Genomic DNA, 26,204 nt, shown 5'->3' on the forward strand with positions numbered 1-26,204 from the left:
ACGGGCCTCACGACGAACGGCGCGGCGGTCGCTTGACCAGCCATTGCTGCGGCCGCTGGCAACGTTCCCGGCGCCGTGGATTCGCATGCATCGGCGATGCCACGCGCACGCCTCGCGCGCGGGTTCCCCCGGAATTGCGTTCCGGATGCGTTCTGCATTCCGGCGCACGTCGATTCGAAGAACCTGTCCGCTATGCGCACGAACGCGCGTTGCTCCCGCCGCATCGCGCGACGGCGCAGACATGTGACCGAATGGGGGAATGCGCGGCGCTACGCGCATTGCATCTTGCAGGCGTCACCCGGAATTCCGTACCGCGATGAGTCGCACGGCTCGGCAGTGGCGGCATCTCGCGCGTAGTGCGCGACTCGGCATTCGAGCCGCGCACTTGGGATGTTACGCCGATTCATTCCACCGTCGCGCGCAACTGCACGCCGGAGAACGCCTTCGCACCATGCACGGCGACGTGGAGTTCGCCCGCCGCCGGCGCATCGATCACGACGATGCCGTTGTTGCCCGGGCGCACCGAACTGACATCGTGCGATGCGGGCGATGCATGGCCGCCACGACGCACATACAGATCCGCATCTCCCGTGCCGCCGTAGCTGCGCAGTGTCAGGCGCGTCGCGCCATCCGGCACGTCGACGACGTAATGGCGTGACTGCGCCTGCTTCGCATAGATGTGCATCGCTGGCCCGTACAGGCCCAGCACCATCGGGACAGGCAGCGGCACGTGCCCGAGAATGGCAGCCTCGACCGCCACGCCCGCATCGACGATGCCCGTGCCGATGGGCTTGTCGATGGCCACCGGGAACATGCGCGTCGTCTCGGCGAGCATCGTTGCGATCGTCGCTGGCGCATGGGGAACGGGCGCGGCGCCCTGCATCATCGCCACGACCGCGGCGACGTGCGGCGCGGCCATCGACGTGCCGATATTCGCCGCGAACGCCGGCGCTTCGGGCCCTTCCATGCCGAAGTTGAACGTCGACCAGATGAAGCCGTGCGGCATCCATTCCGACCCGGTGGACTTGTCGTCGCGATAGAGGCCGCCGCCGGGCGCGGACACGGTGACACCGGCGCCATGGTTCGAATAGAACACGCGCTTGCCCGTGAATCCGTTCGCGCCGACGACGATGACGTTGCTGCAATTGGCGGGCGCGAAGTCCATCACGTCCTGGTTGCTGTTGCCGGCTGCAACGACAACGGTCGTGCCGCGCGACACCGCGCCATCGATCGCGTCCTGCATGTACGGTTCGCACACCGACCGCGCGCCGAGACTGATGTTGAGGACTTCCGCGGGCGTTGCGTTGTCCGGCACGCCGGCGACGGTGCCACCCGACGCCCACGTGACCGCATCGGCGACGTCCGACATGTACCCGCCGCAGTGGCCGAGCACGCGCACGGGCAACAACTTCGCGCGATACGCCATGCCGGCCATGCCGAGTCCGTTGTTGGTGACCGCGGCGATCGTCCCCGCGACATGCGTGCCGTGCCAACTGCTGGGACCGGCGGGACACTGGCCCAGGTAGGGCGGCACGTGTGTCCAGTCGCCCGTATCCCAACCGCCCGGGCTTCGCGTGTCGTCTTCGCGCCCGGAGATGAAGGCATCGGTGATGAAATCGTAGCCCGCGCCTGCGACGACGTTCGCATCGAGATCCGGATGCGCGGTGATGCCGGTGTCCAGCACGCCCACGACGATGCCCTCGCCCATCGCGCCCTGCGCCCAGGCGCCTGGCGCGTTCACGCCGCCGAGCGGATCGTACAGATCGGCCTGGACGCGGTTGTGCCACTGGCCGCCGACGTCGACGTAGTCCTCGTACCACGGATCGTCGACGACGGTGGTGTGCCGTACCAACGGATCCCGGCGCGCGTATTGCACGTCCGGATGCGCGGCCAGGCGCGCGATCACTGCGTCGGCATCACCGCCCTCGACACGCAAGACCTGCGCGCCGTTGGCGAGCGTAGACACGGCGCGCGATTCGGGCGCGAGCGTGCGCAGTGCGATCGCAGGTTGCACGCGTGCCTGCGTGTGTTCGTGGAATTTCACGACGACGCGGCCTGCGGGATCGAAGGCGAGTGCGGTGCCGCTGATGCAGAAGCAGGCCAGCGCGATCGCGAGGCGAAGTTGTGTTTGCATGTGTCGTCTCCTTTAGAGGTCGATGCCGAAACCGACGCCCGCCGAGCGTTCGTCGCTGCTGAATGCACCGCCGAGGCTGAGCGAGATGCGATCGGAAACATTGCGTGCGTAGCCGAAGGACAACGCGCTCTCTCCGTTCTGCCAGCCCGCGCCCGCGGCGAGCCGCCCGCGATCGCTGCGGCCCTGCGCGGCGTTGATCGCCATGCTGCTCATCGCGGCGGACATCGCGCCGATGCGGTCGATGCGGTCGTCCTGCCGATTCACGCGATCGCGGAGATCGACGAACTGATCGGACAAGGCCTGCACGCGATGGTCGGTGTAGGCGCGCGCTTCGTTGAGCGTGGAGGCTTGCGCGGCCTGCATCTGCCGCAGGTTCACCGCGTCGGTTGCGGCGACCGCATCGTCGACGTGCACGACGCGACGTTCCGATCCCGCCGACCCCACGGAAACCGTGCCCGCCTCGTGTGCGACCGAGCCCTGGCCCAATGCGGCCGCATCATTCACCGCGCTGCTGCCCGAACCCAATGCCGTGCCTTCGCCCGTGCCCATGCCGGGGACCGTGGGCGCGGCCGTGGGCAGTTGGCCGAATGCCGCTTCCAACGCATCCATGCGCGAGTGCAATCCGCCGAGGCCCGAACCGATCGAGCCATCCAGTCCCGCGATCGCCTCGTCGAGTTGCGCCTTGATCACGACATCGTTGGCTTCGGTGCCCGCCGCGACGTTGACGATCTGCCGGAAGTTCGGGCCGTGCTCGCCACCGTCTTCGTCCCACCATGTCGTCGACGAACCCATCGACACGGTGTTCGCGCGCAACGATGCCGATCCATGGCCGATCGCGACGCTGCCGTCCGCGCGCGCATCGGAGAACGCCCCCAACGCCGTGCTGCGCGCGTTGACCGCGCGCGCATACGCGCCGAACGCCGACGCATCCACATCCCAACCGAGCGCGTGATTGCCGAAGGCCGATGCGTGATCCGCGATGGACCATGCCTCGGCGCCGACCGCGGTGGCCTTGTAGGCCGCGAGCGCGTTGGCACCGATGGCGATCGCCGCGATGTCGGCGCTGCTGCGGACACCGAGCGCGACGGAGAGAGAGCTGGCCTGCGCAAACGTGCCCACCGCCGTGCCTTCGTGCGTGGCGTAAGCGGCATACCCGACCGCCGTCGTGTTGAAGCCGTCCGCGAAGCTTGCCGCGCCGAAGGCGGTTGCGCCGCCGCCAGTGACCTTGCTCGAGGTCCCGACCGCCGTGACGTACATGCCGTCCGCCTCGATGCCCGTGCCGATGGCGATGCTCGCAAAGGCCTCGTTGAGAACATCGGCGCCGATCGCGATGCTGTCCTGATGCAGCGCGAGCGCGTGATGGCCGATCGCCACGCCCGACTCGCCGTGCGCTTCGGCGTGCATGCCAAGCGCGATCGCCGCATTGCCCAGCGCGACGCTGCTCTGGCCGAAGGCCATCGCATACAGGCCCAACGCAGCACTGTCGGTGCCGAAGGCGAGACTGCCTTCCAGGTCCGCCATCGCGTTGTAGCCCAGCGCGATGCTGCCGGCGCCGCCCGCGCGGCTCCATTCGCCGATGGCGACGCCGTGATCGCCGGAGGCTTCGCTGTCGTCTCCGATTTCGACCGCGCCGATCCCGGGATTGGCCGACTGCGCGACGATGTCATGCACGTCTACGTCTTCAGCGACGACTTCTGCTGCGACCTCGCGCCTCTCATCAGGCGTCGTCGCCCCCGCGGTTCCCGCCCCCAACAGCGCGCATATCGCGCCGATCCCTACGGCCCACTTCGCTTGCATGGCAGCCCCTTCCGCGGCGCCGGATGCCGACGATCAGCATCGCGAACAACGCTCGCTCAGGGCCATGCTGGATCCTGCGTTGCGCGCGCCGTAAGCAGCGCGCAACGCAGTTGCGGGGCAGAAATGGCTCGCTACCCCACCAGACGCGGCTGTCAGTAAACGCCCATCACCGACACATTGCCGAACGCGACCTCGCCCACCACAAGCAGGTAATACGTGCCCGCCGGCGGATTGGCGATCAACACCGTTTCGCTGTTGCCAGGCTTGACCGAACTGCGGTCGAAGCTCGCCGTGGTCGGCACGCGATCGCGCGCGACATACAACGACACGTTGCCGGTGCCGCCGAAGGTGCGCAGGTTCACGCTTGCCTTGCCTGCGGGCACGACGATCTTGAACAACTTCGCATCGCCCGCGGCGCCGCTGGTCGCCGTCGCGATGCGATTGGCGATCACGGTGCCGCTGTCGGCGGGAATCGGCAGCGTCGACGCGAGCACGGCCGCCGCGGCATTCGCGATGCCCGGGCCCTGCGACTGGTTGAACGGCGGCACGACGGTGAACGGCGTGGCCGTCATCTGCAGCACCTGCTTCACCTGCATCGGCGTCAACGGCGAACGACCCGCGCCGACTGCCGCGCTCTGCATCAACGCGACGATGCCCGCGACGTGCGGACTCGCCATCGACGTGCCGATCATGCCGATCAGGCGATCGCCGCCCGGGCTCGGATCCGGCGCCTGCATGCCGCTGTTGCCGAGCGACCAGATCCAGCGATCGTCGGGATCGCTTCCGCTCGACGCGTTGCCACCGGGCGCGGAGATCGCGACGGTCGGTCCGAAGTTCGAGTAATACGAACGCGCGCCATCGATGCCGGTCGCGCCCACGGTGATCACGCCCTTGCAGCTCGCCGGCGAATGATTGGCTGCATCGAGGTTGCTGTTGCCCGCGGCGACGACGACGGTGACACCGCGCGAGAGCGCGCCATCGACCGCGGCCTGCGTGGCGGGATCCTCGCTGCACATCCCGTAGCCACCGAGGCTGAGGTTGAGCACTTCGGCGGGCGTCGCATTCGCGGGTACGCCCGCGACGGTCCCGCCCGATGCCCACGTGATCGCATCGGCGATGTCCGACGTGTAACCGCCGCCATGCCCGAGCACGCGCACCGGTTGCACGCGCGCATTGAACGCGACGCCGGCGATACCGAGCGCATTGTTGCCCACCGCGGCGACCGTGCCCGCGACGTGCGTGCCATGGAACGAACTCGGATCACCGCCGATCCAGTCGCCCGGATCATGCGCGTCGGCATCGCGTCCATCACCGTCGCCCGCGACCTGCGGATCGGCGATGAAGTCGTAGCCCGGCACGATGTTCGCGTTGAGATCCGAATGGTCGAGATAGCCCGTGTCGAGCACCGCGACGACGACGCCCGCGCCGCGCGCGATGTCCCACGCCGTCGGTGCGTGGATGCCCGTGGTCGGGTGCGTGTAATCCCACTGCAGGTTGAACCGCGTGTCGTTGGGCGTGAAGTCCAGGCGCTGCTTGCGATAGTCGGGCTGCGCGTATTGCACCGTCGCATCGATGCGCAACTGTGCGAGCACCGCGTCGGCCTCCACTCGCGTGAGCTTGCGGGAGAAGCGGAACACGTCGGCGCCGACCGCCATCCTGCGCACGCGTTCGACCTTCAGCACCGCGCCGTTGTTGGCCGCGAGGGTGATGCCGCCGACCCCGGCGCGCGCAATGGCCGCGTTGACCGCATCGAGCGAAGGCGATGCACTGCGCGAGGCGATGCCATCGCGCGTCTTGACGATGAAGCGATCGAAGGACGCCTCCGCCGCGGGCTTGGGCAGGGTGAACTTGCGCATCGGGGGCGCAACGCCGGTGCCCGCGGCGGAGACGGAAGTGGAGACGGAAAGCGCCGCCAGGAGCGCGGCGCCGAGCGCGCAAGCGAGGACGGTGCGGGTAGTGTTGTGCATGTGCGTGGTCATCCGGTCTGTGCTCAAAGGTCGATGCCGAAGCCGGCGCCGACGGACTGGTCGTCGCTGGTGAAGGCGCCACCGAGGCTGAAGGTGGCGCGTCCGAACGCCTTGGAGTAGCCGACGGACAGCGCGTTCTCGCCGTTCTGCCAACCGGCGCCGACGGCCACGCGGCCGCGATCGGAGCGGGCACCGGCGGCGTTGATCGCCATGTTCATCATCGCCGCGCCCATCGCACCGTTGCGGTCGATGCGCTGGTCCTGCTCGCCCAGGCGGTTCCAGACATCCGACTGCAACTGCGACATCTGCGAGTCGAGCGTGTGCAGGCGCGTGTCGGTGTAGGTGTTCGCGGCCTGCAAGGTGGCTGCATCGCCGGCCTGCATCTGCGAAACATTCGCGGCGTCGGTGGCGTGCGTGCCCGCGGCGACGTTGGTGACGCGGCGTTCGTTGCCCGCGCTGCCGACCGACACGGTGTTCGCTTCATTCGCGACGGAGCCCGCGCCGAGCGCCACCGAGTTGTCCGCGGAAACCGTGGCGCCCGTGCCGATGGCCGTGTCGGTCGCATCTTCGGCATGGCTGCCGGCGCCGATGGCCAGGCCGTTGCCGGTGCCCGTCGGAATCGTGCTGCCGCCGCCGCTGCTGCCTTCGAGCTGCGTGATGCGCGAGTCGTAGCTGCCGAGCAGCGCATCGATCGCGCTGATCGAATCGCCGACGCTGGAATACGTGCCGCCGCGAATCGTGAAGCTCGGCGCGGTCATGTTGCCGCTCGCATCGAACGCCGCGCCGCCGCCGATCGCCGCCGCGACCGAGTCCAGCTTCGCCGTGACCACGCCCGACACATCGCCGATCTGCGTTTCGAGCGTGTCCACGCGCCCTTCGACATTCGTCACGCGCGTATCCACCGCGTCGAGCTGCTGCTTGTTCACCGCGTCGTTCGCCTCGGTGCCGTCGGCGACGTTGACGATCTGGCGCGTCACGCCCCAGCTGGCGCCGACCGACACCGTGTTCTCGCGATCGGCGTACGAGTCGGCACCGATGGCGACGGCGTTGTTCGCCCACACCATCGAGCGCGCACCGAGCGCCACCGCGTTGTCGGCGTTCGCATAAGCGAACTGACCGAGCGAGGCCGAGGTCACGCCGCCGGCCTGCGAACCACTGCCCACCGACGTCGCACCGGCGTTGTAGGCCGCGGCACCTGCGCCGAGCGCGGTGCTGTTGATGCCCCACGCGCCGGTGTTGGTCTCGATGCACATGAAGCCTTCGCAGGCCATCGTGCCGCCGATCGCCGTCGCGCCGTCCGCGCCGGCCGTCGTCCACAGACCGCCGATGGCGATCGAGTTCTTGCCCATCGCGAAGCTCAGGCTGCCGATCGAAATACCGTGGTCCGCGGCGATGTCGACGTAAGAGTCGGTGCCGATCGCGATGCCGCCGATGCCCAGCGACGCCGACTTCGCACCAAGCGCCAGCGCGAAATCGCTTTCGGCATACGCGCCGTCACCGAACGCGCTCGCGCCCCAACCGCCCGCGTAGCTCAGCGTGCCCACGGCCGTGCCGAAGTCGCTCGCCTGGCTGCCCGCGCCCAAACTCATGCTGTCCGTTCCCAGCGCCATGCTCTGCGCGCCGAGCGCGATCGACGCATCGCCGAGCGCCAAACTGTCTTTGCCCTGCGCGATCGCGTAGTTGCCCGCGGCATTCGCCGCGCTGCCGTTCGCAACCGAGAACTCACCACTGGCAACACTGCCGTAACCGGTGGCGGTGGCTTCGGTGCCCAGCGCATTCGAACCGGAGCCGACGGCCGTCGATCCGACGCCCAATGCCAGGCTGCTGCTGCCCAGCGCCGTCGCGTAGTCGCCCTCGGCGTCGCTCTGGTAACCCACCGCGCTGCTGTCGGCGCCGTTGGCGATCGCATTCGCGCCCGCGGCCACGGAATTCACGCCCGCGGCCACCGCGTCGTCGCTGCCATCGCCCACGCCGTCGGACTTGAAGTGCCCGCTGCCCGTCATCGCCTGCACGCCGATGCTGGCCTGGTCGAACAACGCGCAATCGATCGGCGCGCTTGCCGCACCATCCGCCGCACGCACCACGCAGGTGTTGCCCGTGCGTTCGATCGTCAGTTGCTGCGCCTGCGCGGCCATCGGCGCAAGCGCCGCGAAGCCCAGCGTGAGTACGGCCGCGCCCGTTGTCCCCTTGTCGAAAACCCTGCTCATCAAACCCGTCCCCAAGCCCGAAAGAGCTGCGAACCTAAGGGGCGGGCGCCGGGCCTGTCACGCACACTCGGTTCACTGAATAATCACCATGTTTTCACCGCAGGGCCGCATTCCGTGAACCCCTTCCAGACCTTCGGCCAATGGCTGCGCAGCGCGCCGATCGACGATCCGATCGATCGCCGCAATGCGCCCGTGATGCAGTTGCTCCTGCTCTTCTACGGCCTGTTGTTGCCCGTGAACTGGGCGTGGCGCCTGGCCAGCGGCGGCGAGATCAACGAGATGCGCATGGTGATCTTCGCCATCGACATGTTGGTCGCGCTGCTGGCGCTGGTGAGCATCGTGATGATCCGGCGCGGGCGCTTCCGTCCGGCCATCGTGCTGTTCCTCGCGATGCAGCTGATCTCGCTGGAGATCACCTTCGCGACCGCGGGCGTGTTGTCGCAGGTGATCGATCCTGCGCCGACGATCCTGACGCTCGTCATCAGCGGGCTCGTGCTTGGGCGCCGTGCGTTGTGGATCGCATTCGGTCTGCTGATGCTCGTGTTCGCCACGGGCTTCGCCGCCGAAGTGCAGCAGGCGAAGGCAGAAGGTGTGCCGGTCATCGCCGCGCTGGTGAATGTTCCGGCCGTCCTGATCAGCTACGGCATCATCACCATCATCCTCGACCGGTCGATCCAGGCGCTGCGCGAAAGCCTCGCCGAATCCAACGCACGCGGGCTGGACCTGCAACGCGAGATGGCGCAGCGCGAACGCGCGCAGGCGCAACTGCTCCACGCGCAGAAACTCGAAGCCACCGGGCGCCTGGCCAGCGGCATTGCGCACGACTTCAACAACATCCTGCAGGTGATCCTGGGGTTCTCGGTACAGCGCGACAAGATCCTCGACACCGCGGATGCGCAGTCACGGTCCGCGGCGGTCGACAAAGCCATGAGCGGGATCGAAGCCGCCGCGCTGCGCGGCTCGGACCTCGTGCGCAAGTTGCTCGACTTCAGCCGGCACGACCATGCGCGCGTGCGCACGTTCGATGCCGCGCAAGCGATCGCCGGCATGCAGCCGATGTTGCGGCAGTTGTTCCCGCGCGAAGTCGAACTCGCGTTGCCCGACGCGGCCTCGCCGGTCCTCGTGCAGATGGACCGGGGCGAGTTCGAACTGATGATCCTCAACGTCGCGGCGAACGCACGCGATGCGATGCCCGATGGCGGGCGTTTTTCGATTCGCCTGTCGCCGCACCCGGAGGGTGGCGTCGCGATCGAACTCTCCGACACAGGCCACGGCATGGACGACACGGTGCGCGAGCGCATCTTCGAGCCGTTCTTCAGCATGAAATCCGATACCGGCGGCACGGGCCTGGGACTGTCGGTGATCCACGACATGATCCTTGCCTCGGGCGGCACCATCGATGTCACGAGCGCGCCCGGAGAAGGCAGCACCTTCCATGTGCGCGTACCGGTGCCGACGACGCCTTAATCCGCGGTGTGGCGCGTGTCCTCGAGCACGTAACCCTTGCCGTGGATCGCCTTAAGCGGCAGCGGCTCGCCACAGCGCGCGAGGACCTTGCGGCGCAGGCGATGGATCAGCGATTCGATGCGGTGCGGATCGAAGTCGTGCACGTCGTCGGCGACCGCGGCGACGAGGTGTTCGCGCGTGACGAGCTGGCCGAGCGTCGACGACATGCGCGCCAGGACGCGCTGCTCGGTTTTCGTCAGCGGAATCGTGGCGCCGTTCGGCGCGATGAGGCACCAGTCGCTCGCGTCGAAGTGCCACTTCTGATCGTTGTTCGCGGCGGGCGCAGGCGTCGCGCCGCGCAGGCGGCGGGCGAGGCTGTGCACGGTGGCCGCGAGCAAGTCGAGTTGCGCGGGCTTCACCAGGTACGCGTCGGCGCCCTGGCTCAGGCCGCGCACTTGTTCGGAGGTCGTGCCATGCCCCGTGAGCATGATGATGCCGATGCGCGGCAACAGCGCACGCACGGCCTGCGCGACGCTGAAGCCATCGGCATCGGGCAGACCGACGTCGAGCACGACGATATCGGGCTCACGCACGCGCAGGTTTTCGTACAACGCCGCCGCGGTCGCGACACCGGTGACCGCGAAGCCGTAGTCCGCCAAGCCGGGCAGCAGGATCTCCTCGCGCAGCGCGGCATCGTCCTCCAGCAACAGCAGGCGCAGGGCGTTGGGCGGCGACGCCATCGGATTTATTCGACGGTGACCGACTTCGCGAGATTGCGCGGCTTGTCCACGTCCGTGCCGCGCGCCAATGCCGCGTGGTACGCCAGCAGCTGCACCGGGATCGCGTGCACGATCGGCGACAACACGCCGACATGGCGCGGCGTGCGGATCACGTGCACGGCTTCGGATTCACCGAACTGGCTGTCCGCGTCGGCGAAGACGAACATCTCGCCGCCGCGCGCACGCACTTCCTGAATGTTCGACTTCACCTTTTCCAGCAGGCTGTCGTTCGGCGCGATCACAACGACGGGCATCGCGCTGTCGACCAGCGCGAGCGGACCGTGCTTGAGTTCGCCCGCCGGATACGCCTCGGCGTGGATGTACGAGATTTCCTTGAGCTTGAGCGCGCCTTCGAGCGCGATCGGATAGTGCATGCCGCGGCCGAGGAACAACGCGTGCTGCTTGCACGCGAACTTCTCCGCCCACGCCACGATCTGCGGCTCCAGGTTCAGCGCGTGCTGCACGCTGCCCGGCAACTGGCGCAGGCCGTCCAGGTGCGCCTGTTCGCGTTCGGGATCGAGCTTGCCGCGCAACTTGGCGAGCGTGCAGGTCAGCGTGAACAACGCAACGAGCTGCGTGGTGAATGCCTTCGTCGAAGCCACGCCGATTTCCGCACCGGCGCGCGTGTAATAAACGAGCTTGCTGGCGCGCGGGATCGCGCTCTCGGGCACGTTGCAGATCGACAGCGTGCGCTCGTGGCCGAGGTTCTTGGCGTACTTCAGCGCTTCCATCGTGTCGAGCGTTTCGCCCGACTGCGAGATGGTGACGACCAGCTGCTTGGGATTGGCGACGACTTCGCGATAGCGGTATTCGCTGGCGATGTCGACCGCGCACGGGATGCCGACGATCGATTCGATCCAGTAACGCGCGACCAGGCCGGCGTAATAGCTGGTGCCGCACGCGAGGATCTGCACGGCTTCCACGTCGCGCATGACGTCGTCGGCCTTGTCGCCGAACAGCGATGCGGAGAAGCCGTTGTTGTCGATCACCGCTTCGATGGTGTCGGCCACGGCGCGCGGCTGCTCGTGGATTTCCTTCTGCATGAAGTGGCGGTACGGGCCGAGTTCCAGCGACGCCAGCGACACGTCGGAGACGTGCACGTCGCGTTCGATCGGCGCGCCGTTGGCGTCGAAGACCTTCACGCTGTCGCGCGTGAGTTCGGCGGTGTCGCCTTCTTCCAGGAAGATCACGCGGCGCGTCGAAGACACGATGGCCGAGACGTCGGACGCGACGAAGTTTTCGCCTTCGCCCAGGCCGACCAGCAGCGGGCAACCCATGCGCGCGGCGACCATGCGGTCGGGATCGCGCTTGTCGATCACGGCGATCGCGTACGCGCCGTGCAGTTCCTTCACCGCCTTCTGCAGCGCGTGCAACAGGCTCTCGCCCTGCGCGCGGTAGTGGTGGACCAGGTGCGCGATGACTTCGGTGTCGGTCTGCGATTCGAACTGGTAGCCGAGCTTGCTCAGGCGTTCGCGCTGCTGTTCGTGGTTTTCGATGATGCCGTTGTGCACCAGCGCGAGTTCGCCGTGGCTCACGTGCGGATGCGCGTTGCCTTCGGTGACGCCGCCATGCGTGGCCCAGCGCGTATGGCCGATCCCCAAGCGCGATTCGAAATGTTCGGCCTGCGCGGCCGCTTCCATTTCGGACACGCGGCCGGTGCGGCGCACGCGGCGCACGTCGCCGGCGTTCGCGTCGACGACCGCGATGCCCGCGGAGTCGTAACCGCGATATTCCAGTCGCTTGAGGCCTTCGATGAGGACCGGAACCACATCGCGATCCGCGATCGCGCCGACAATGCCGCACATAGAGGGGTTCGACTCCTGCAGAGAGTCCACAGTTTAGTGGACGCGTGAAATTGGCGGACGGCCCGGACGCAACCGATGAGCTGCGGACACTGTCCGCCGGACGGCGTGGTGTCCGCGTGGACACCCGGACAGTGGGGATCGCGCCCTTTTAAATCAATGGCTTGGCGTTGGCATGTTTCGTGCTGCTCAGCACTTAGTCACCTTGCGAGCCCAACCCGCCACCATGGCCATCCGCGACACCTCCGGACAGGATCGTCCGCTCTCTCCTCCCCCCACCCGCGCTGCCGGCGCTTCCACGTCGCGCCGCCTGCCGAAGATCAAGCGGTCCTGGCTCATCGCCGGCGGCGCGGGGCTCGGGTTGTTGCTGCTCGCCGGTTGGGTCGCCTCGGGCTGGAGCGCGGGCAATCGCTCGGTCGATGTCTCGCGCGTGCGCATCGCGGAAGTCACGCGCGGCGACCTGGTGCGCGACATCTCCGCCGACGGCCGCGTCATCGCCGCCAACAGCCCGGTGCTGTACGCGATCGCCGGCGGCACGGTCACGCTCAAGGTGGTCGCGGGCGACGTGGTCAAGAAGGGCCAGGCGCTCGCCGAGATCGACAGCCCCGAGTTGCGCAGCAAGCTCGCGCAGGAAGAGTCCACGCTCGCCAGCCTAGAAGCCGAAGCCAGCCGCGCCGCGCTCGATGCGCAATTGGCGCGCGCCAATGCGCGCAAGTCGCTCGACGAAGCGGAGATCGTCCGCCAGGCCGCGGTGCGTGACCTTGAGCGTTACCAGCGCGCGTTCGAAGGCGGCGCGGTGGCGCAGGTCGACGTGGCGAAGGCGCAGGACTCGCTGAAGAGCGCCGACATCGGCCTGGTGCACGCCAAGGGCGACGTCGGCCTGTCGGGCCAGGGCGCCACGCTCGACACGCGCAACAAGCGCCTGCTCGCCGATCGCCAGCGCGCGGTCGTCACCGAAATCCAGCGCCAGGTCGCCGCGCTCACGCTGCGCGCGCCTTTCGATGGCCAGGTCGGCCAGGTGCAGATCGCGCAGCGCGCGAACGTCGCGCAGAACGCGCCGGTGCTCAGCGTGGTCGACCTCACCGAATTCGAAGTCGAGATCCGCATCCCCGAAAGCTTCGCGCGCGACCTCGGCATCGGCATGCCGGCGGAAATCCGCAGCTCGGGCGGCGCGCCGTATGAAGCGCACGTCGCCGCGGTCTCGCCGGAAGTGGTGAACGGCGAAGTCACCAGCCGCCTGCGTTTCTCCGGCAAGCAACCGCCGGGCCTGCGCCAGAACCAGCGCCTGTCCGCGCGCATCGTGATGGACACGCGCAAGAACGTGCTCCAGGTCGAGCGCGGCCCGTTCGTCGACGAAGGCGGCGGCAACAGCGCGTGGGTCATGGATGGCGACACCGCCGTCAAGAAGCCCGTGCGCCTGGGCGTCAGCAGCATCAGCGCGGTCGAGATCCTCGACGGCGTGAAGGAAGGCGACCGCATCGTGGTCTCCGGCGCCGACCAGTTCGGCGACGGCGAAAGCATCGCCATCAACTGATTCGCAACCTTTTCACCTCCTCCCGCATCCACGCTCGAACCCAAGAAGAAGGAACACCGTCATGCTCGACATGCGCCAGGTCACCAAGGTCTACCGCACCGAACTCGTCGAAACCCACGCGCTGCGTTCGCTGGACCTGCATGTGCGCGAAGGTGAATTCGTCGCCGTCACCGGGCCGTCGGGCTCGGGCAAGACGACCTTCCTCAACATCGCGGGCCTGCTGGAAACCTTCACCGGCGGCGAGTACCACCTCGACGGCCTCGACGTGCGCGGCATGTCGGACGACCAGCGCAGCAAGCTGCGCAACCAGAAGATCGGCTTCATCTTCCAGAGCTTCAACCTGATTCCCGACCTGAACCTGTTCGACAACGTCGACGTGCCGCTGCGCTATCGCGGCATGAGCGCCGCCGAGCGCAAGTCGCGCATCGAAGATGCGCTCAGCCGCGTCGGTCTTGGCTCGCGCATGAAGCATTACCCGGCCGAACTTTCGGGCGGCCAGCAGCAGCGCGCCGCCATCGCGCGTGCGCTCGCCGGCTCGCCGCGCCTGCTGCTCGCCGACGAACCGACGGGCAACCTGGATTCGCAGATGGCGCGCGGCGTGCTGGAGCTGCTGGAGGAAATCAACGCCGCCGGCACGACCATCGTGATGGTCACGCACGATCCCGAACTGGCCGCGCGCGCGCAGCGCAACGTGCACATCGTCGACGGCATGGCGACGGACCTGTCCGTCGAGCCGAGCCTGACCCGCGTCGCCGCCGCCTCGCTCGCCGAAACGCCGTAAGAGGACGCCCCCATGTTCGCCTACTACTTCGACCTCGCATTGCGCAGTTTCCGGCGCAATCGCGTCCTCACCGCACTGATGGTGCTGGCGATCGCGCTCGGCATCGGCGCGAGCATGACCACGCTCACCGTCTTCCACGTGCTCTCCGGCGATCCGATCCCGCACAAGAGCGCCAAGCTCTTCACCCCGCAGCTCGACCCGCAGAGCATGGACGGCTACACGCCGGGCGAAGAGCCCGACGACCAGGTCACGCGCTTCGACGCCGAGCAACTCCTGCGCGAAGCCAAGGGCGACAAACAGGCGCTGATGACCGGCGGCGGCGTGGCCGTGCAGCCGGACAAGCAGGGCCTTGCGCCGTTCGGCCTGGATGCGCGTTACACGTCGGCGGATTTCTTCCCGATGTTCGAGCCGACCTTCATCGCCGGCAACGGTTGGTCGAAGGCACAGGACGATGCGCACGACCGCGTCGCCGTGATCACGCGCAAGCTCGCCGAAAAGCTGTACGGCGGCGTGCAGGCCGTCGGCAAGACGTTGCGCATGGACGGCACCGACTTTCGCGTCGTCGGCGTGATGGAGGACTTCCGGCCCAAGCCGAAGTTCTACGACCTCAACTCCGACCGCTACGGCGAGGCCGAACAGATCTACCTGCCCTTCAGCACCGCGATCGACCTCAAGATGGGTCGCAACGGCTCGATGAACTGCTGGGACGACGGCAAGGAAGAGGACGATCCGGACGGCGAAACCGGCGTCAACGCGCCGTGCACCTGGATGCAGTACTGGGTGCAGCTCGACACGCCGGAGAAGGCCGAGGCCTACAAGCGTTACCTGGTGAACTACTCCGACCAGCAGCGTGCGTCGGGCCGCTTCCAGCGTCCGACCAACGTGCGCCTGCGCAGCGTCATGGAGTGGCTCGACTATCGCCGCGTGGTGCCGGGCGACGTGCGCCTGCAACTGTGGCTGGCGTTCGGATTCCTCGCGGTGTGCCTGCTCAACACGGTCGGCCTGCTGCTCGCGAAGTTCCTGCGTCGTTCCGGCGAGATCGGCGTGCGCCGTGCGCTGGGTGCGTCGCGCCGCGCGATCTTCGCGCAGTGCCTGGTGGAAGCCGGCACGGTCGGCCTGGCCGGCGGCGTGCTGGGCCTTGGCCTGTCGATGCTCGGCCTGTGGGCCGTGCGGCAACAGCCCGTCGGCTACGCGGACCTCGCGCACCTGGATCCGGCGATGTTCATCACGACGTTCGCGCTCGCCATCCTGGCCAGCGTGCTCGCAGGCCTCGTGCCCGCGTGGCATGCCTGCCAGGTGACGCCCGCCGTCCAACTCAAGTCGCAGTGAGGCCCACCATGGAACTCCGCCCCATTCTTTCGACGCTTCGCCGGCACAAGACCGCCGCATCGCTGATCGTCCTCGAGATCGCGCTGAGCTGCGCGATCATCTGCAACGCCTTGTTCCTGATCAGCGAGCGACTGGAAGCGATCAACCGCACCAGCGGCTTCGACGAGCAGCACATCGTGCGCGTGCAGGTCGGCGGCATCGGCACAGACGAGAACGCCGGTGCGCTCACGCAGTCCGACCTGGTTGCGCTGCGTTCGCTGCCCGGCGTCAAGAACGCCACGACCACCAACCAGGTGCCCTTCAACAACAGTTCCTGGAACAGCAGCATCAACCTGACCAAGGAACAGACGCACCAGAACCTCAACGCCACCGTCTACATGGGCGACGTGCAGTTCCTCGACACGATGGGCCTCAAGCTCGTCGCCGGCCGCAACTTCACGGCCGACGACATCGTGGCTTGGGAAGAACTCGACAAGCCGAACAGCAAGGTGCAGCCGCACGTGGCGATCCTGTCGAAGGCCACCGCCGACAAGCTGTGGCCCGGCGAGAACCCGATCGGCAAGCAGTACTACAGCTGGGGCGACGATCCCACGCGCGTGGTCGGCATCGTCGAGCACATGATCCGCCCGAACAACAACGGTGGCTTCGGCGCGTTCGAGTACTCGCAGCTGCTTCCGGTGCGCACGCCGTACACCATCGGCGGCAACTACCAGATCCGCATCGCCGATGCCTCGCAACGGCAGGCGACGCTCGATGCGGCGGAGAAGGTGCTGCTGGGCAACGCCAACAACCGACTGATCGTCGAAAAGCAGACGATGGAAGAGATGCGCTCGGAGTTCTTCCGGGGCGATCGTTCGATGGCGTGGATGCTGGTGGCGGTGTGCGTCGCGCTGCTGGTCGTCACCGCGCTCGGCATCGTCGGCCTGGCGAGCTTCTGGGTGCAGCAGCGCACGCGCCAGATCGGCGTGCGGCGTGCGCTCGGTGCGACCAAGGGCCAGATCCTGCGCTACTTCCAGACCGAGAACTTCCTGCTGGCCACGCTCGGCATCTTCCTGGGCATGGTGCTCGCCTTCGGCATCAACCAGTTGCTGATGGGCAAGTACGAGTTGCCGCGCCTGCCCTTGATGTACCTGCCGGTCGGCGCGCTCGTGCTCTGGCTGCTCGGACAGATCTCGGTGTTCGGCCCCGCGCGCAAGGCCGCCGCGGTGCCGCCGGCGGTGGCCACCCGCTCGGTCTGATCTTCACAACCTGAGGTTCCCGGCCTCCCACGGGCCATGGGGGCCGCGCCGGATGCGGCGCGGCCCCCTTCTTTCGGTACGCTTGCGCCATGCCCACGATCCTGGTCATCGACGACAACCCCGCCGTCGCCACGGCGCTGGAAACGCTGTTCTCGCTGCACGACATCGATACGCGCTCGGTCACCTCGCCCGACGATGGCCTGGCGTTGCTCGCGCGCGAGCCGATCGACCTGGTCGTGCAGGACATGAACTTCCACGCCGACACGACCTCGGGCGAGGAAGGCGTGGCCTTGTTCGGCGCGATCCGCGAACGCCACCCCGACCTGCCCGTCATCCTGCTCACCGCGTGGACGCACCTGGAATCGGCTGTCGACCTGGTAAAGGCCGGCGCCGCCGATTACCTCGCCAAGCCGTGGGACGACCGCAAGCTGCTCGCGACGGTCAACAACCTGCTCGAACTGGCGGCCACGCGCGACGAACTACAACGCCATCGCAGCGGTGAACGCCGTCGTCGCGATGCACTGCTGCGCGAACATGATCTCAGAGGCCTGGTGTTCGCCGATGCGGCGAGCGAAGCGACGCTGATGCTCGCCTGCCAGGTCGCGCGTTCGGATCTTCCCGTGTTGATCACCGGCCCCAACGGCACCGGCAAGGAAAAGTACGCCGAGATCATCCACGCGAATTCCAGCGTGCGGAACGGCCCGTTCGTCGCCGTGAATTGCGGCGCGTTGCCGGGCGACTTGATCGAAGCTGAGTTGTTCGGCGCCGACGCCGGTGCCTACACGGGTGCGAACAAAGCGCGCGAAGGCAAGTTCGAAGCCGCGGACGGCGGCACCTTGTTCCTCGACGAAATCGGCACGCTGCCGCTCGCCGGGCAGGTGAAGTTGTTGCGCGTGCTCGAAACGGGTCGCTTCCAACGCCTGGGCAGCAATCGCGAGCGCGAAGTCAAAGTGCGCGTGATCAGCGCGACCAACGCCGACCTCGCCTCGCTCATCGCGGCGGCGCAATTTCGCGAAGACCTCTTCTACCGGCTCAATGCGATCGAACTGAAGTTGTTGCCGCTCGCGCAACGGCCCGACGACATCCTTCCGCTCGCACGCCACTTCCTGCCCGAGGGCCGGCGCATCGGCGCCGCGGCCGAACGTGCGCTGCGCGCGCACGCGTGGCCCGGCAACGTGCGTGAGTTGCGCAACACGCTGCAGCGCGCGGGATTGCTCGCGCGCGCCGACGAACTGACGCCCGAAGACCTCGGCCTGCAGGCGCCACCCGTGGCCGTGCAAGCGAGCGCGTCGAACGACGAACCCGATCGTGCCGCGATCGAATCCGCACTCGACCGCGCAGGCGGCGTGCTCGCGCAGGCGGCGAGCGAACTGGGCATGTCGCGCCAGGCGTTGTATCGCCGGCTCGACCGCCTCGGCATCAAGCGCGACTAGGCGCCATCGTGTTCAATCGCCGACTGACGCTCAGCGTGACCTTCACGATCCTGGCCGCGGCCTATCTCGTGCTGACCTCCGTCGTCGCGGTGCTGCTGGCGGCGGTGCTCGAAGAACCGTGGTGGGCGATCCTGATCGCGCCGGCGATGCTGCTGCCCCTGCTGTACTACCACGTGCGGCGCGCATTCGCGCCGATGCGCTCGTTGTTCCGCGCGTTGGCGGGCACGGTGGCGAGCTATCGCGACGGCGATTTCGGCTTCGGCCTGTCGTGGCATGCGAAGAACGAACTCGGCGACCTGGTCGATGCGCACAACGCGCTGGGCGATGCGTTGCGCGACCAACGCCTGGCGCTGGTGCAGCGCGAGTTGTTGCTCGACACGATGGTGCAGCACACGCCGGTGGCGATGGTGCTGATCGATCCGCATCATCGCGTCGTGCACGGCAATCTCGCCGCGCGCAAGTTGCTCGGCGACGGCAAGCGCGTGGAAGGACGCTCGTTCGACGAGATCCTCGAGCGAGCCCCGGAGGCGCTGAGCGAAGCGCTGCATCGCGGTGGCGACGGCATGTTCACCGTCGGCGACGAGGAACACGAAGAGATCTACCACCTCTCGCGCCGCACCTTCCGCCTCAACGGCCGCAAGCACGAGTTGATCCTGCTGCGCCAGCTCACCGCGGAGCTGCGCCGCCAGGAAGTGCAGACGTGGAAGAAAGTGATCCGCGTGATCAGCCACGAGTTGAACAACTCGCTGGCGCCGATCGCGTCGCTCGCGCATTCGGGTGCGGAGCTCGTTCGGCGCGGGCAGTACGAACGACTGCCGAACGCGCTGGCGACGATCGAGGATCGTGCGCGACATCTCGAAGGCTTCATCCGCGATTACGCGCGCTTCGCCAAGTTGCCGGCGCCGCGCGTGGAAGCGGTGGATTGGAAGCGCTTCGTCGCGCAGCTGCGCTCGCAGGTGGAGTTCGTCTACGACGGCGCGGAAGAACCCGGCGTGGGGCGCTTCGACGCCGCGCAGTTGTCGCAATGCCTGCTCAACCTGTTGAAGAACGCGCACGAGTCCGGTTCGCCTGCGGGCGACGTTGCGCTGGCGTTGAAGCGTTTGCCCGATAGCTGGCGCATCGAAGTGCTCGACCGCGGCAGCGGCATGAACGAAGCGGTGCTCGCCAATGCCTTGCTGCCGTTCTATTCGACCAAGCGCCACGGCACGGGTTTGGGCCTGGCGCTCGCGCGCGAAATCGCGGAAGCGCACGGCGGGCGCATCGCGTTGCTCAACCGCCAAGGTGGCGGACTCTGCGTGGCGATGACGTTGCCGGCCTGAATACGCGCATCGCGCCGCCGAACAAAAAGCAGGCGTGAATTTGACGTAAGCATTCCGCAATCCCCTCCTCGGGTGTCCGGTCGCCACGCGGGCGCGCGTTGCACGGGGTGACGTTCGCTGGACGGAGGAGACGCGCATGCGTTCCTCGACGATGTGCTTGCTGTTGTTGTTGCTCCCCGCGTGCACGCCACCGGCGGGCACCGGCCCGGTGACCAAGACGATCACGGTCGCCCCCATGTGCGCATTGCTCGCCACCGATTCGATGGTCGCGCCGGTGAGCAACACGCCGGTCACCTCCGAACGCACCGACGCCGCAACGGCGCATGGCTTCGTCCGCCTGCACGGAACGACGGGGCAGCGCGGCAATACGACACCACCGGGCTCGCGCAACGACGTGTTCGCCTTCTCCGAGGGTTGGCTGCGCCACCCGGTGATGCCGGTCGTGTTCCGCGCGCAGGTGCATCCGGCGCCGCGGCCTGCGCCCTTCAACGATTTCGCGGCGAGCGCGTGGACGATCAGCACGCAGGATGCGACCGGGCGCTGGTCGGGGCCGTTGTTCACCGGTTCGGCGAATCGCGGCTTTACGGAAGTCGACGATCGCGCCGCCGCCATTCGCACCGCGCCGCAGTTGATGCCGGTGGGCGTGGCGAGCCCGCAGATGTTCGCATGCGCAGGGACGCGGTCGGACGACAGCACCATCCGCACGACCTCGTTGTTCGAACTGCGCGTGCCCGTGCCTGCGTCCAACATCCGCGCCGCGACCTTCGTCCAGGATCTATTGAACGGCGACGATCGCTTCGTGCCGAATGCGCCCGGCCCGCTGATCGGGCCCTCGGCGCCGCCGACCCCGCGTGAGCGCGCCCGCGGGCAATCACGCGCAGAACGGATCGGTGAAATGCGCGATGACGCAGTTCGAAGATGATGTCGCCACGCGCGAGCTGCACATGCTCACCATCGACAACGGTGTGCTGTACCACGCCATGGCGAGCGACTTCGGCACGACGACCACCGAATCGGGCAGCACGTTCAACCGATTCCGCGCGGTTTCCCCGTGGGGCGACGTGCAGCAGGCGCTCGGCAGCAGCCTCGGACCGGTCGTCGCCGTCACCGCGGTGGCGCGTCCGCGCATGATTTCGGTCTTCTTCGTAACGCAGGGCACCGACAGTCGGTTCCGACTGTTCCACACGGTGCGCCAGTCGCAGGGCAGAACGTGGCGGCCCGTCGACGATGTGCTCGCGCTCACCGGTGGTACGCCGAGCACCATGCAGTTCGATGTCGCCGCGGGCACATGTCCGCTGTTCGGCGAAGAGGCCACGGGCGCGACCGGGAGCGTGGACGAACTGGTCTACGTCATGTTCCAGCCGGATCGCAAGATGCTCCTCGGCCGCGTCGTGTCGACGCCGCGCCAATGGAACAACAGCGCGTTGAACGGCATCTGGTCGCCGCTGAGCGATGTCACGACGCTGATGGCGACCACGAGCGACACGACGCGCAACCACCGGCTCGAAACGTTGTGGATTTCCACGCGCCCGTTCACCGACAACGCGATGCCGCCGCCCTGAGGAGGACACCATGCGTACCGTGCTGAAGGCCGCCCTGGTCGCCGTCGTCGCTTCGCTCGCGCTGTTCGCTGCCTGCGACAACAACCAGACACGCAGCGGTCCGTTGCCGTCGCCCGCCTTCGTCGACCTCGAAACACCGGGGCCGAACAACAGTTGGGACACGATCACCAGCCTCACGCCTGCGCCGGCGATCCTGCCCACGCGCAATCGCGGCGTGCGCGTCGGCGTGACCGCGCCGGTCGGCAGCACCTTCGCCGTGTCGTTGCGTTCGGGCACCGCCGCGCCGATCGTGTTGCCGCAGGACAGCGGCACGAACCCGGGGCCGAACGCGGGCTATTTCCAGATCATCACGACGACCGCGTCGTCGCCGCCGTTGTACCGTCTCTACGTGCGCGCGCCGTCGACGATCGCCGATCCGTCGAACTTCACCATCGACATCGTCAACAAGAGCATGCGCACCGATGTCACCGACAGTCCGCCGCTCTCGATTCCGTTGTCCAAGCGCATGGTGTTCACCATCACCGTGTCGATCCTGGGCAGCGGCCGCGTGGTCAGCAATCCGGCCGGCATCACGTGCGGCACGTCGCCGAGCGGCGCGCCGTTGACCGCATGCAGCGCCACGTTCGCCGAATCGCAGACCGTGACGCTCGCGCCCAATTCCAACGGCGGCGGCTTCAAGGGATGGAGCGGCAACTGCCCGGCGATGGACCAGGTGTGCACGTTGACCTTGAACGGCACGTCGGGATTCGGTGCGACGGCGCGCTTCGGTGCGACGACGCCGGCCGCGGGCGGAACGTGCCCGACGGCGCCGGTGGTCGCAGGCTGGCGTTGGATCGCCATCCCCGATTGCGCGACCGGCGTGATCGATGCGCATCCGGGCATCTCGCATCCGGCCTTGTGCGACGCGAACGGGTTCTTCTGCTGCGAACCGGGACCGGCGGGTTCGGATTCGCCGCGCTGCGGTGGCATCGGCAAAATCGAATCGGCGCCCGACTGTCGCGGCGAAGGCATCAAGGCGATGCTGCGCCAGCCCGGCGGATGCTACGAGATCGACGAGCCCTGGTAATCGACCACGCGGCGCGCGATTACTTCGGCTTCTTCACCGGCCGATGCCAGGCTTCGATCGTCTGCTGCTTTCCGCGCGCGATCGTGAGTTTGGCTTCGGGCGTGTCCTTGGTGATCACCGAGCCTGCGCCGATCGTCGCGTCCTTGCCGATCGTCACCGGCGCCACGAGCGAGGAATTCGAACCGATGAACGCGCCATCGTGGATCGTCGTCGTCGACTTGTTGGCGCCGTCGTAGTTGCACGTGATCGTGCCGGCGCCGATGTTGACGCCCGCGCCGACGACCGCATCGCCGAGATAGGTGAGGTGGTTCGCCTTGCTGCCGACGCCCAGCTTCGCGTTCTTGGTTTCGACGAAGTTGCCGACGTGCACGCCGTCGGCGAGCACGGTGCCGGGGCGCAGTCGCGCGAATGGGCCGATCATCACCGCGCCTTCCGTGCGCGCGCCTTCGAGGTCGCAATGCGCGCGCACTTCGGTGCCCGCGGCGAGCGAGACGTCCTTCAGGCGACAGAACGGGCCGATGCGCACGCCATCGCCGAGCACGACGGTGCCTTCGAACACAACGTCCACGTCGATTTCGATGTCGTGGCCGACTTGCACTTCGCCGCGGATGTCCACGCGCGCGGGATCGGCGAAGCGCACGCCTTCGCCGCACAGCGCGCGCGCGGTGCGCAGCTGGAACGCGCGTTCGAGTTGCGAGAGCTGCCAGGGATCGTTGGCGCCTTCGGTTTCGAGCGGATCGGGCGCGACGACGATTTCGGCGGCGCTGAATTCGGACGCGGCTTCGCGGAAGACGTCGGTGAGGTAGTACTCGCCCTGCGCGTTGTCGTTGGACACGCGTTCGAGCCAGCGCTTGAGCGCGGTGGATTCGACCGCGATCACGCCGGTGTTGACCAGACGGATCTGGCGTTCGTCGTTGGTCGCGTCCTTGTGTTCGACGATGGAGGCGACGCGGCCTTCGGCGTCGCGCACGATGCGGCCGTAGCCTGTCGGATCGGGCAGTTCGGCCGCGAGCACGGCGAGACGGCCCGGCGTGTCGAGCAGGCGACGCAGGGTCTGCGGCGTGATCAGCGGGACATCGCCGTACAACACGAGTACTTGCGCGCCGTCGGGCACGTTCGGCATCGCTTGCTGCACCGCGTGCGCGGTGCCCAGTTGCTTGGCCTGTTCGGCCCACTGCAGGTCGGGCTGCGATGCGAACGCGGCCTGCACCTGCTCGCCACCGTGGCCATACACGACGTGGATGCCTTCGGGCGACAGCGCGCGCGCGGCGGCGATCACCTGCGCCAGCATCGGCTTGCCCGCGATGCGGTGGAGCACCTTCGGCAACGAGGAACGCATGCGCTTGCCTTCGCCGGCGGCGAGGATGACGACGTGCAGGGGTGCGGGCATCTGGTCCGATCCGGGGAAACGTTTCGACGGATTCTAGCGGTGGCCGCTGCTAGGATGCGTTCGACTTTCCTTCACGGGTCCAGGGATGACCGAAGTTCGCGACGCGAGGACCGCCGCATGACGCTGGGCCGACACGCGCGCGGCTACCTGATCATCGGCTTCGTGCAATGGCTGGTGGACTGGGGCGTCATGGTCCTTTTCAGCCACTGGGGCATGGCGATCGAAGCGGCCAACGTGCTGGGCCGCGTCGCGGGCGCGACGCTCGGATACTGGCTCAATGGCAAGCTCACCTTCCGCGGCGACGACACCGTCGTGGGCGGACGACAGCTCACGCGCTTCATCTTGATGTGGCTCGGGACCACCGCGATCAGCACATGGTCGATGGGCGCGATCGACGACCACCTGGGCCTGAAGTGGGCGTGGCTGGCCAAGCCGGGCGTCGAGGGCGTGCTGGGGGTGACGGGGTTCTTCCTGTCGCGGCATTGGGTTTACAAGAAGTAATCGCGCAAACAAAAAACGCCGGCACTGGGCCGGCGTTTTTCGTATCGCGTTTGCGCGAACCTCAGTGCTTGAGGTTCTTGCGCAGGCGCTCCAGCGCCTGCATCTGCGCGGTGACTTCGGCCAGCTTGGCCTGGGCTTCGGCGATTTCCATCGCTTCGCCACGGCGCGCGAGGATGCGCTCTGCTTCTTCCTTCGCGGCGCGGACCGCGGCTTCGTCGATGTCCTGCGCACGCACGGCGGTGTCGGCGAGGACGGTGACGACCTGCGGCTGCACCTCGAGGATGCCGCCGGAGATGGCGAAGTCGAGCTTTTCACCACCAGGCAGGGTCACGACGACCTTGCCCGGCTTCAGACGCGTGATGAGCGGGGCGTGCTTCGGCGCAATGCCGAGCTCGCCCAACTCGCCGGTGGCGACGATCAGTTCGGCTTCGCCGCGGAAGATCTCGGCTTCGGCGCTGACGATGTCGCAGCGGATGGTGGATGCCATGCCAGGTGCTCCTTAGGCGGCGATCTTCTTGGCCTTCTCGATCGCTTCGTCGATGCTGCCGACCATGTAGAACGCCTGCTCGGGCAGGTGGTCGAGTTCACCGTCGACGATCATCTTGAAGCCGCGGATCGTGTCCTTCAGCGACACGTACTTGCCCGGCGAACCGGTGAACACTTCGGCCACGTGGAAGGGCTGCGAGAAGAAGCGTTCGATCTTGCGCGCGCGCGAGACCGACTGCTTGTCTTCTTCGGACAGCTCGTCCATGCCGAGGATCGCGATGATGTCCTTGAGCTCCTTGTACTTCTGGAGCGTGGACTGCACGCGACGCGCGGTGTCGTAGTGTTCGTTGCCGATCACGTTCGGGTCGAGCTGGCGCGAGGTGGAGTCGAGCGGGTCGACCGCCGGGTAGATACCCAGCGAGGCGATGTTGCGCGAGAGCACGACGGTGGCGTCGAGATGCGCGAACGTGGTCGCCGGCGACGGGTCGGTCAGGTCGTCCGCGGGCACGTACACGGCCTGGATCGAGGTGATCGAACCGGTCTTGGTCGAGGTGATGCGTTCCTGCAGCACGCCCATTTCCTCGGCGAGCGTGGGCTGGTAGCCCACCGCCGACGGCATGCGGCCGAGCAGCGCCGACACTTCGGTACCGGCCAGCGTGTAGCGGTAGATGTTGTCGACGAACAGCAGCACGTCGCGGCCTTCGTCGCGGAAGTACTCGGCCATCGTCAGGCCCGTGAGCGCGACGCGCAGGCGGTTGCCCGGCGGCTCGTTCATCTGGCCGTACACCATGGCGACCTTGGACTTCTCCGGCTCGGCGACGTTGACGACGCCCGATTCCTGCATCTCGTGATAGAAGTCGTTGCCTTCGCGGGTGCGCTCACCCACGCCGGCGAACACCGACAGGCCCGAGTGCTCGGTCGCGATGTTGTTGATCAGTTCCATCATGTTGACGGTCTTGCCCACGCCGGCGCCGCCGAACAGGCCGACCTTGCCGCCCTTGGCGAACGGGCACATCAGGTCGATGACCTTGATGCCGGTTTCGAGCAGTTCGTTACCCGCCGACTGTTCTTCGTACGACGGCGCCGCGCGGTGGATTTCCCACTGCGTGTCGGCCTTGACCGGGCCGGCTTCGTCGATCGGCGTGCCGAGCACGTCCATGATGCGACCCAGGGTGCCCTTGCCGACCGGCACGGAGATGCCGCGGCCGGTGTTGTCGGCGATCAGGTTGCGCTTCAGGCCGTCGGTCGAACCGAGGGCGATGCAGCGCACGATGCCGTCGCCGAGCTGCTGCTGGACTTCCAGCGTGATGTCGGTGTTCTGCACCTTCAGCGCGTCGTACACCTTCGGCACGTTCTCGCGCGGGAATTCGACGTCGACGACCGCGCCGATGATCTGAACGATCTTGCCCTGGTTCATTGCCATAGCCTCAGTA

At 67.5% G+C, this 26,204-nt stretch carries 20 protein-coding genes and 1 pseudogene; 11 read left to right on the forward strand and 10 right to left on the reverse strand.

The window, feature by feature from the left end:
• Positions 1-403 precede the first annotated feature (403 nt).
• The 5 genes and pseudogenes from GN331_RS01385 to GN331_RS01400 form a co-directional block, all read right to left on the reverse strand.
• A complete protein-coding gene (locus GN331_RS01385) occupies positions 404-2,134 on the reverse strand; it encodes a S8 family serine peptidase (RefSeq protein ID WP_156639622.1) in 1,731 nt (576 codons plus the stop codon).
• A 12-nt stretch (positions 2,135-2,146) separates the two neighbouring features.
• Complete coding sequence (locus GN331_RS16865) at positions 2,147-3,538, reverse strand: YadA-like family protein (RefSeq protein ID WP_425489268.1); 1,392 nt, start codon at positions 3,536-3,538, stop codon at positions 2,147-2,149.
• Positions 3,539-3,565: 27 nt separating this feature from the next.
• A pseudogene (locus GN331_RS17010) lies at positions 3,566-3,931 on the reverse strand (hypothetical protein); the annotation flags it as partial.
• 152 nt (positions 3,932-4,083) lie between these two features.
• Entirely contained in the window at positions 4,084-5,898 is a 1,815-nt protein-coding gene (locus GN331_RS01395) for a S8 family peptidase (protein WP_197426961.1), read from the reverse strand.
• 23 nt (positions 5,899-5,921) lie between these two features.
• The gene (locus GN331_RS01400; RefSeq protein WP_156639628.1) at positions 5,922-8,105 is read right to left on the reverse strand and encodes a YadA family autotransporter adhesin; all 2,184 of its coding nucleotides are present in this window, start codon (positions 8,103-8,105) and stop codon (positions 5,922-5,924) included.
• A 114-nt stretch (positions 8,106-8,219) separates the two neighbouring features.
• Between GN331_RS01400 and GN331_RS16930 the strand changes: the two genes are divergently transcribed.
• The gene (locus GN331_RS16930) at positions 8,220-9,572 is read left to right on the forward strand and encodes a sensor histidine kinase (protein WP_156639630.1); all 1,353 of its coding nucleotides are present in this window, start codon (positions 8,220-8,222) and stop codon (positions 9,570-9,572) included.
• Here GN331_RS16930 and GN331_RS01410 read toward each other — a convergent pair.
• The gene (locus GN331_RS01410; protein ID WP_156639631.1) at positions 9,569-10,291 is read right to left on the reverse strand and encodes a response regulator transcription factor; all 723 of its coding nucleotides are present in this window, start codon (positions 10,289-10,291) and stop codon (positions 9,569-9,571) included. The two genes, GN331_RS16930 and GN331_RS01410, sit on opposite strands and share 4 nt — an antisense overlap.
• Before the next feature lie 5 nt (positions 10,292-10,296).
• Positions 10,297-12,135: a glutamine--fructose-6-phosphate transaminase (isomerizing) gene (glmS, locus tag GN331_RS01415; RefSeq protein WP_156639633.1), complete on the reverse strand. Its 1,839-nt coding sequence runs from the start codon at positions 12,133-12,135 to the stop codon at positions 10,297-10,299.
• A gap of 223 nt (positions 12,136-12,358) precedes the next feature.
• Between glmS and GN331_RS01420 the strand changes: the two genes are divergently transcribed.
• The 9 genes from GN331_RS01420 (at position 12,359) to GN331_RS01460 (ending at position 22,394) form a co-directional block, all read left to right on the forward strand.
• Complete coding sequence (locus tag GN331_RS01420) at positions 12,359-13,666, forward strand: efflux RND transporter periplasmic adaptor subunit (RefSeq protein ID WP_156639635.1); 1,308 nt, start codon at positions 12,359-12,361, stop codon at positions 13,664-13,666.
• 61 nt (positions 13,667-13,727) lie between these two features.
• On the forward strand, positions 13,728-14,447 hold the full coding sequence (locus GN331_RS01425; RefSeq protein WP_156639636.1) for an ABC transporter ATP-binding protein: 720 nt from the start codon (positions 13,728-13,730) through the stop codon (positions 14,445-14,447).
• Between the two features lie 12 nt (positions 14,448-14,459).
• Positions 14,460-15,776, forward strand: a complete 1,317-nt coding sequence (locus tag GN331_RS01430) for an ABC transporter permease (protein WP_156639638.1) — start codon at positions 14,460-14,462, stop codon at positions 15,774-15,776.
• A gap of 8 nt (positions 15,777-15,784) precedes the next feature.
• Positions 15,785-17,014, forward strand: coding sequence for an ABC transporter permease (locus tag GN331_RS01435; RefSeq protein ID WP_156639640.1), 1,230 nt, complete (start codon positions 15,785-15,787; stop codon positions 17,012-17,014).
• Positions 17,015-17,103: 89 nt separating this feature from the next.
• Complete coding sequence (locus GN331_RS01440) at positions 17,104-18,447, forward strand: sigma-54-dependent transcriptional regulator (protein ID WP_156639642.1); 1,344 nt, start codon at positions 17,104-17,106, stop codon at positions 18,445-18,447.
• A gap of 8 nt (positions 18,448-18,455) precedes the next feature.
• Entirely contained in the window at positions 18,456-19,766 is a 1,311-nt protein-coding gene (locus tag GN331_RS01445; protein ID WP_331713325.1) for a sensor histidine kinase, read from the forward strand.
• 136 nt (positions 19,767-19,902) lie between these two features.
• Positions 19,903-20,688, forward strand: a complete 786-nt coding sequence (locus tag GN331_RS01450) for a hypothetical protein (protein ID WP_156639644.1) — start codon at positions 19,903-19,905, stop codon at positions 20,686-20,688.
• Complete coding sequence (locus tag GN331_RS01455; RefSeq protein WP_156639646.1) at positions 20,669-21,328, forward strand: hypothetical protein; 660 nt, start codon at positions 20,669-20,671, stop codon at positions 21,326-21,328. The genes GN331_RS01450 and GN331_RS01455 overlap by 20 nt, the downstream gene beginning before the upstream one ends.
• A 10-nt stretch (positions 21,329-21,338) precedes the next feature.
• Positions 21,339-22,394, forward strand: coding sequence for a hypothetical protein (locus tag GN331_RS01460; RefSeq protein ID WP_156639650.1), 1,056 nt, complete (start codon positions 21,339-21,341; stop codon positions 22,392-22,394).
• Between the two features lie 19 nt (positions 22,395-22,413).
• Here GN331_RS01460 and glmU read toward each other — a convergent pair whose 3' ends face one another.
• The gene (gene glmU / locus GN331_RS01465; RefSeq protein ID WP_156639653.1) at positions 22,414-23,784 is read right to left on the reverse strand and encodes a bifunctional UDP-N-acetylglucosamine diphosphorylase/glucosamine-1-phosphate N-acetyltransferase GlmU; all 1,371 of its coding nucleotides are present in this window, start codon (positions 23,782-23,784) and stop codon (positions 22,414-22,416) included.
• A gap of 117 nt (positions 23,785-23,901) precedes the next feature.
• Between glmU and GN331_RS01470 the strand changes: the two genes are divergently transcribed.
• On the forward strand, positions 23,902-24,285 hold the full coding sequence (locus GN331_RS01470; protein ID WP_156639656.1) for a GtrA family protein: 384 nt from the start codon (positions 23,902-23,904) through the stop codon (positions 24,283-24,285).
• 61 nt (positions 24,286-24,346) lie between these two features.
• Here the strand turns inward: GN331_RS01470 and GN331_RS01475 are convergent, their stop codons facing one another.
• On the reverse strand, positions 24,347-24,772 hold the full coding sequence (locus tag GN331_RS01475) for a F0F1 ATP synthase subunit epsilon (protein WP_156639659.1): 426 nt from the start codon (positions 24,770-24,772) through the stop codon (positions 24,347-24,349).
• A gap of 12 nt (positions 24,773-24,784) precedes the next feature.
• Complete coding sequence (gene atpD, locus GN331_RS01480; protein ID WP_156639662.1) at positions 24,785-26,188, reverse strand: F0F1 ATP synthase subunit beta; 1,404 nt, start codon at positions 26,186-26,188, stop codon at positions 24,785-24,787.
• Between the last annotated feature and the right edge of the window lie 16 nt (positions 26,189-26,204).

Source organism: Noviluteimonas gilva, from assembly GCF_009740395.1.
Taxonomy (GTDB): Bacteria; Pseudomonadota; Gammaproteobacteria; order Xanthomonadales; family Xanthomonadaceae; genus Noviluteimonas; species Noviluteimonas gilva.

Coding starts and splice junctions, on each gene's coding strand:
- GN331_RS01385 (WP_156639622.1), bottom strand. CDS start 2,134: ATGCAAACACAACTTCGCCTCGCGATCGCGCTGGCCTGCTTCTGCATC.
- GN331_RS16865 (WP_425489268.1), bottom strand. CDS start 3,538: ATGCACGCCGAAGCGCACGGCGAGTCGGGCGTGGCGATCGGCCATCAC.
- GN331_RS01395 (WP_197426961.1), bottom strand. CDS start 5,898: ATGCACAACACTACCCGCACCGTCCTCGCTTGCGCGCTCGGCGCCGCG.
- GN331_RS01400 (WP_156639628.1), bottom strand. CDS start 8,105: ATGAGCAGGGTTTTCGACAAGGGGACAACGGGCGCGGCCGTACTCACG.
- GN331_RS01410 (WP_156639631.1), bottom strand. CDS start 10,291: ATGGCGTCGCCGCCCAACGCCCTGCGCCTGCTGTTGCTGGAGGACGAT.
- glmS (WP_156639633.1), bottom strand. CDS start 12,135: ATGTGCGGCATTGTCGGCGCGATCGCGGATCGCGATGTGGTTCCGGTC.
- GN331_RS01420 (WP_156639635.1), top strand. CDS start 12,359: ATGGCCATCCGCGACACCTCCGGACAGGATCGTCCGCTCTCTCCTCCC.
- GN331_RS01425 (WP_156639636.1), top strand. CDS start 13,728: ATGCTCGACATGCGCCAGGTCACCAAGGTCTACCGCACCGAACTCGTC.
- GN331_RS01430 (WP_156639638.1), top strand. CDS start 14,460: ATGTTCGCCTACTACTTCGACCTCGCATTGCGCAGTTTCCGGCGCAAT.
- GN331_RS01435 (WP_156639640.1), top strand. CDS start 15,785: ATGGAACTCCGCCCCATTCTTTCGACGCTTCGCCGGCACAAGACCGCC.
- GN331_RS01440 (WP_156639642.1), top strand. CDS start 17,104: ATGCCCACGATCCTGGTCATCGACGACAACCCCGCCGTCGCCACGGCG.
- GN331_RS01450 (WP_156639644.1), top strand. CDS start 19,903: ATGCGTTCCTCGACGATGTGCTTGCTGTTGTTGTTGCTCCCCGCGTGC.
- GN331_RS01455 (WP_156639646.1), top strand. CDS start 20,669: ATGACGCAGTTCGAAGATGATGTCGCCACGCGCGAGCTGCACATGCTC.
- GN331_RS01460 (WP_156639650.1), top strand. CDS start 21,339: ATGCGTACCGTGCTGAAGGCCGCCCTGGTCGCCGTCGTCGCTTCGCTC.
- glmU (WP_156639653.1), bottom strand. CDS start 23,784: ATGCCCGCACCCCTGCACGTCGTCATCCTCGCCGCCGGCGAAGGCAAG.
- GN331_RS01470 (WP_156639656.1), top strand. CDS start 23,902: ATGACGCTGGGCCGACACGCGCGCGGCTACCTGATCATCGGCTTCGTG.
- GN331_RS01475 (WP_156639659.1), bottom strand. CDS start 24,772: ATGGCATCCACCATCCGCTGCGACATCGTCAGCGCCGAAGCCGAGATC.
- atpD (WP_156639662.1), bottom strand. CDS start 26,188: ATGAACCAGGGCAAGATCGTTCAGATCATCGGCGCGGTCGTCGACGTC.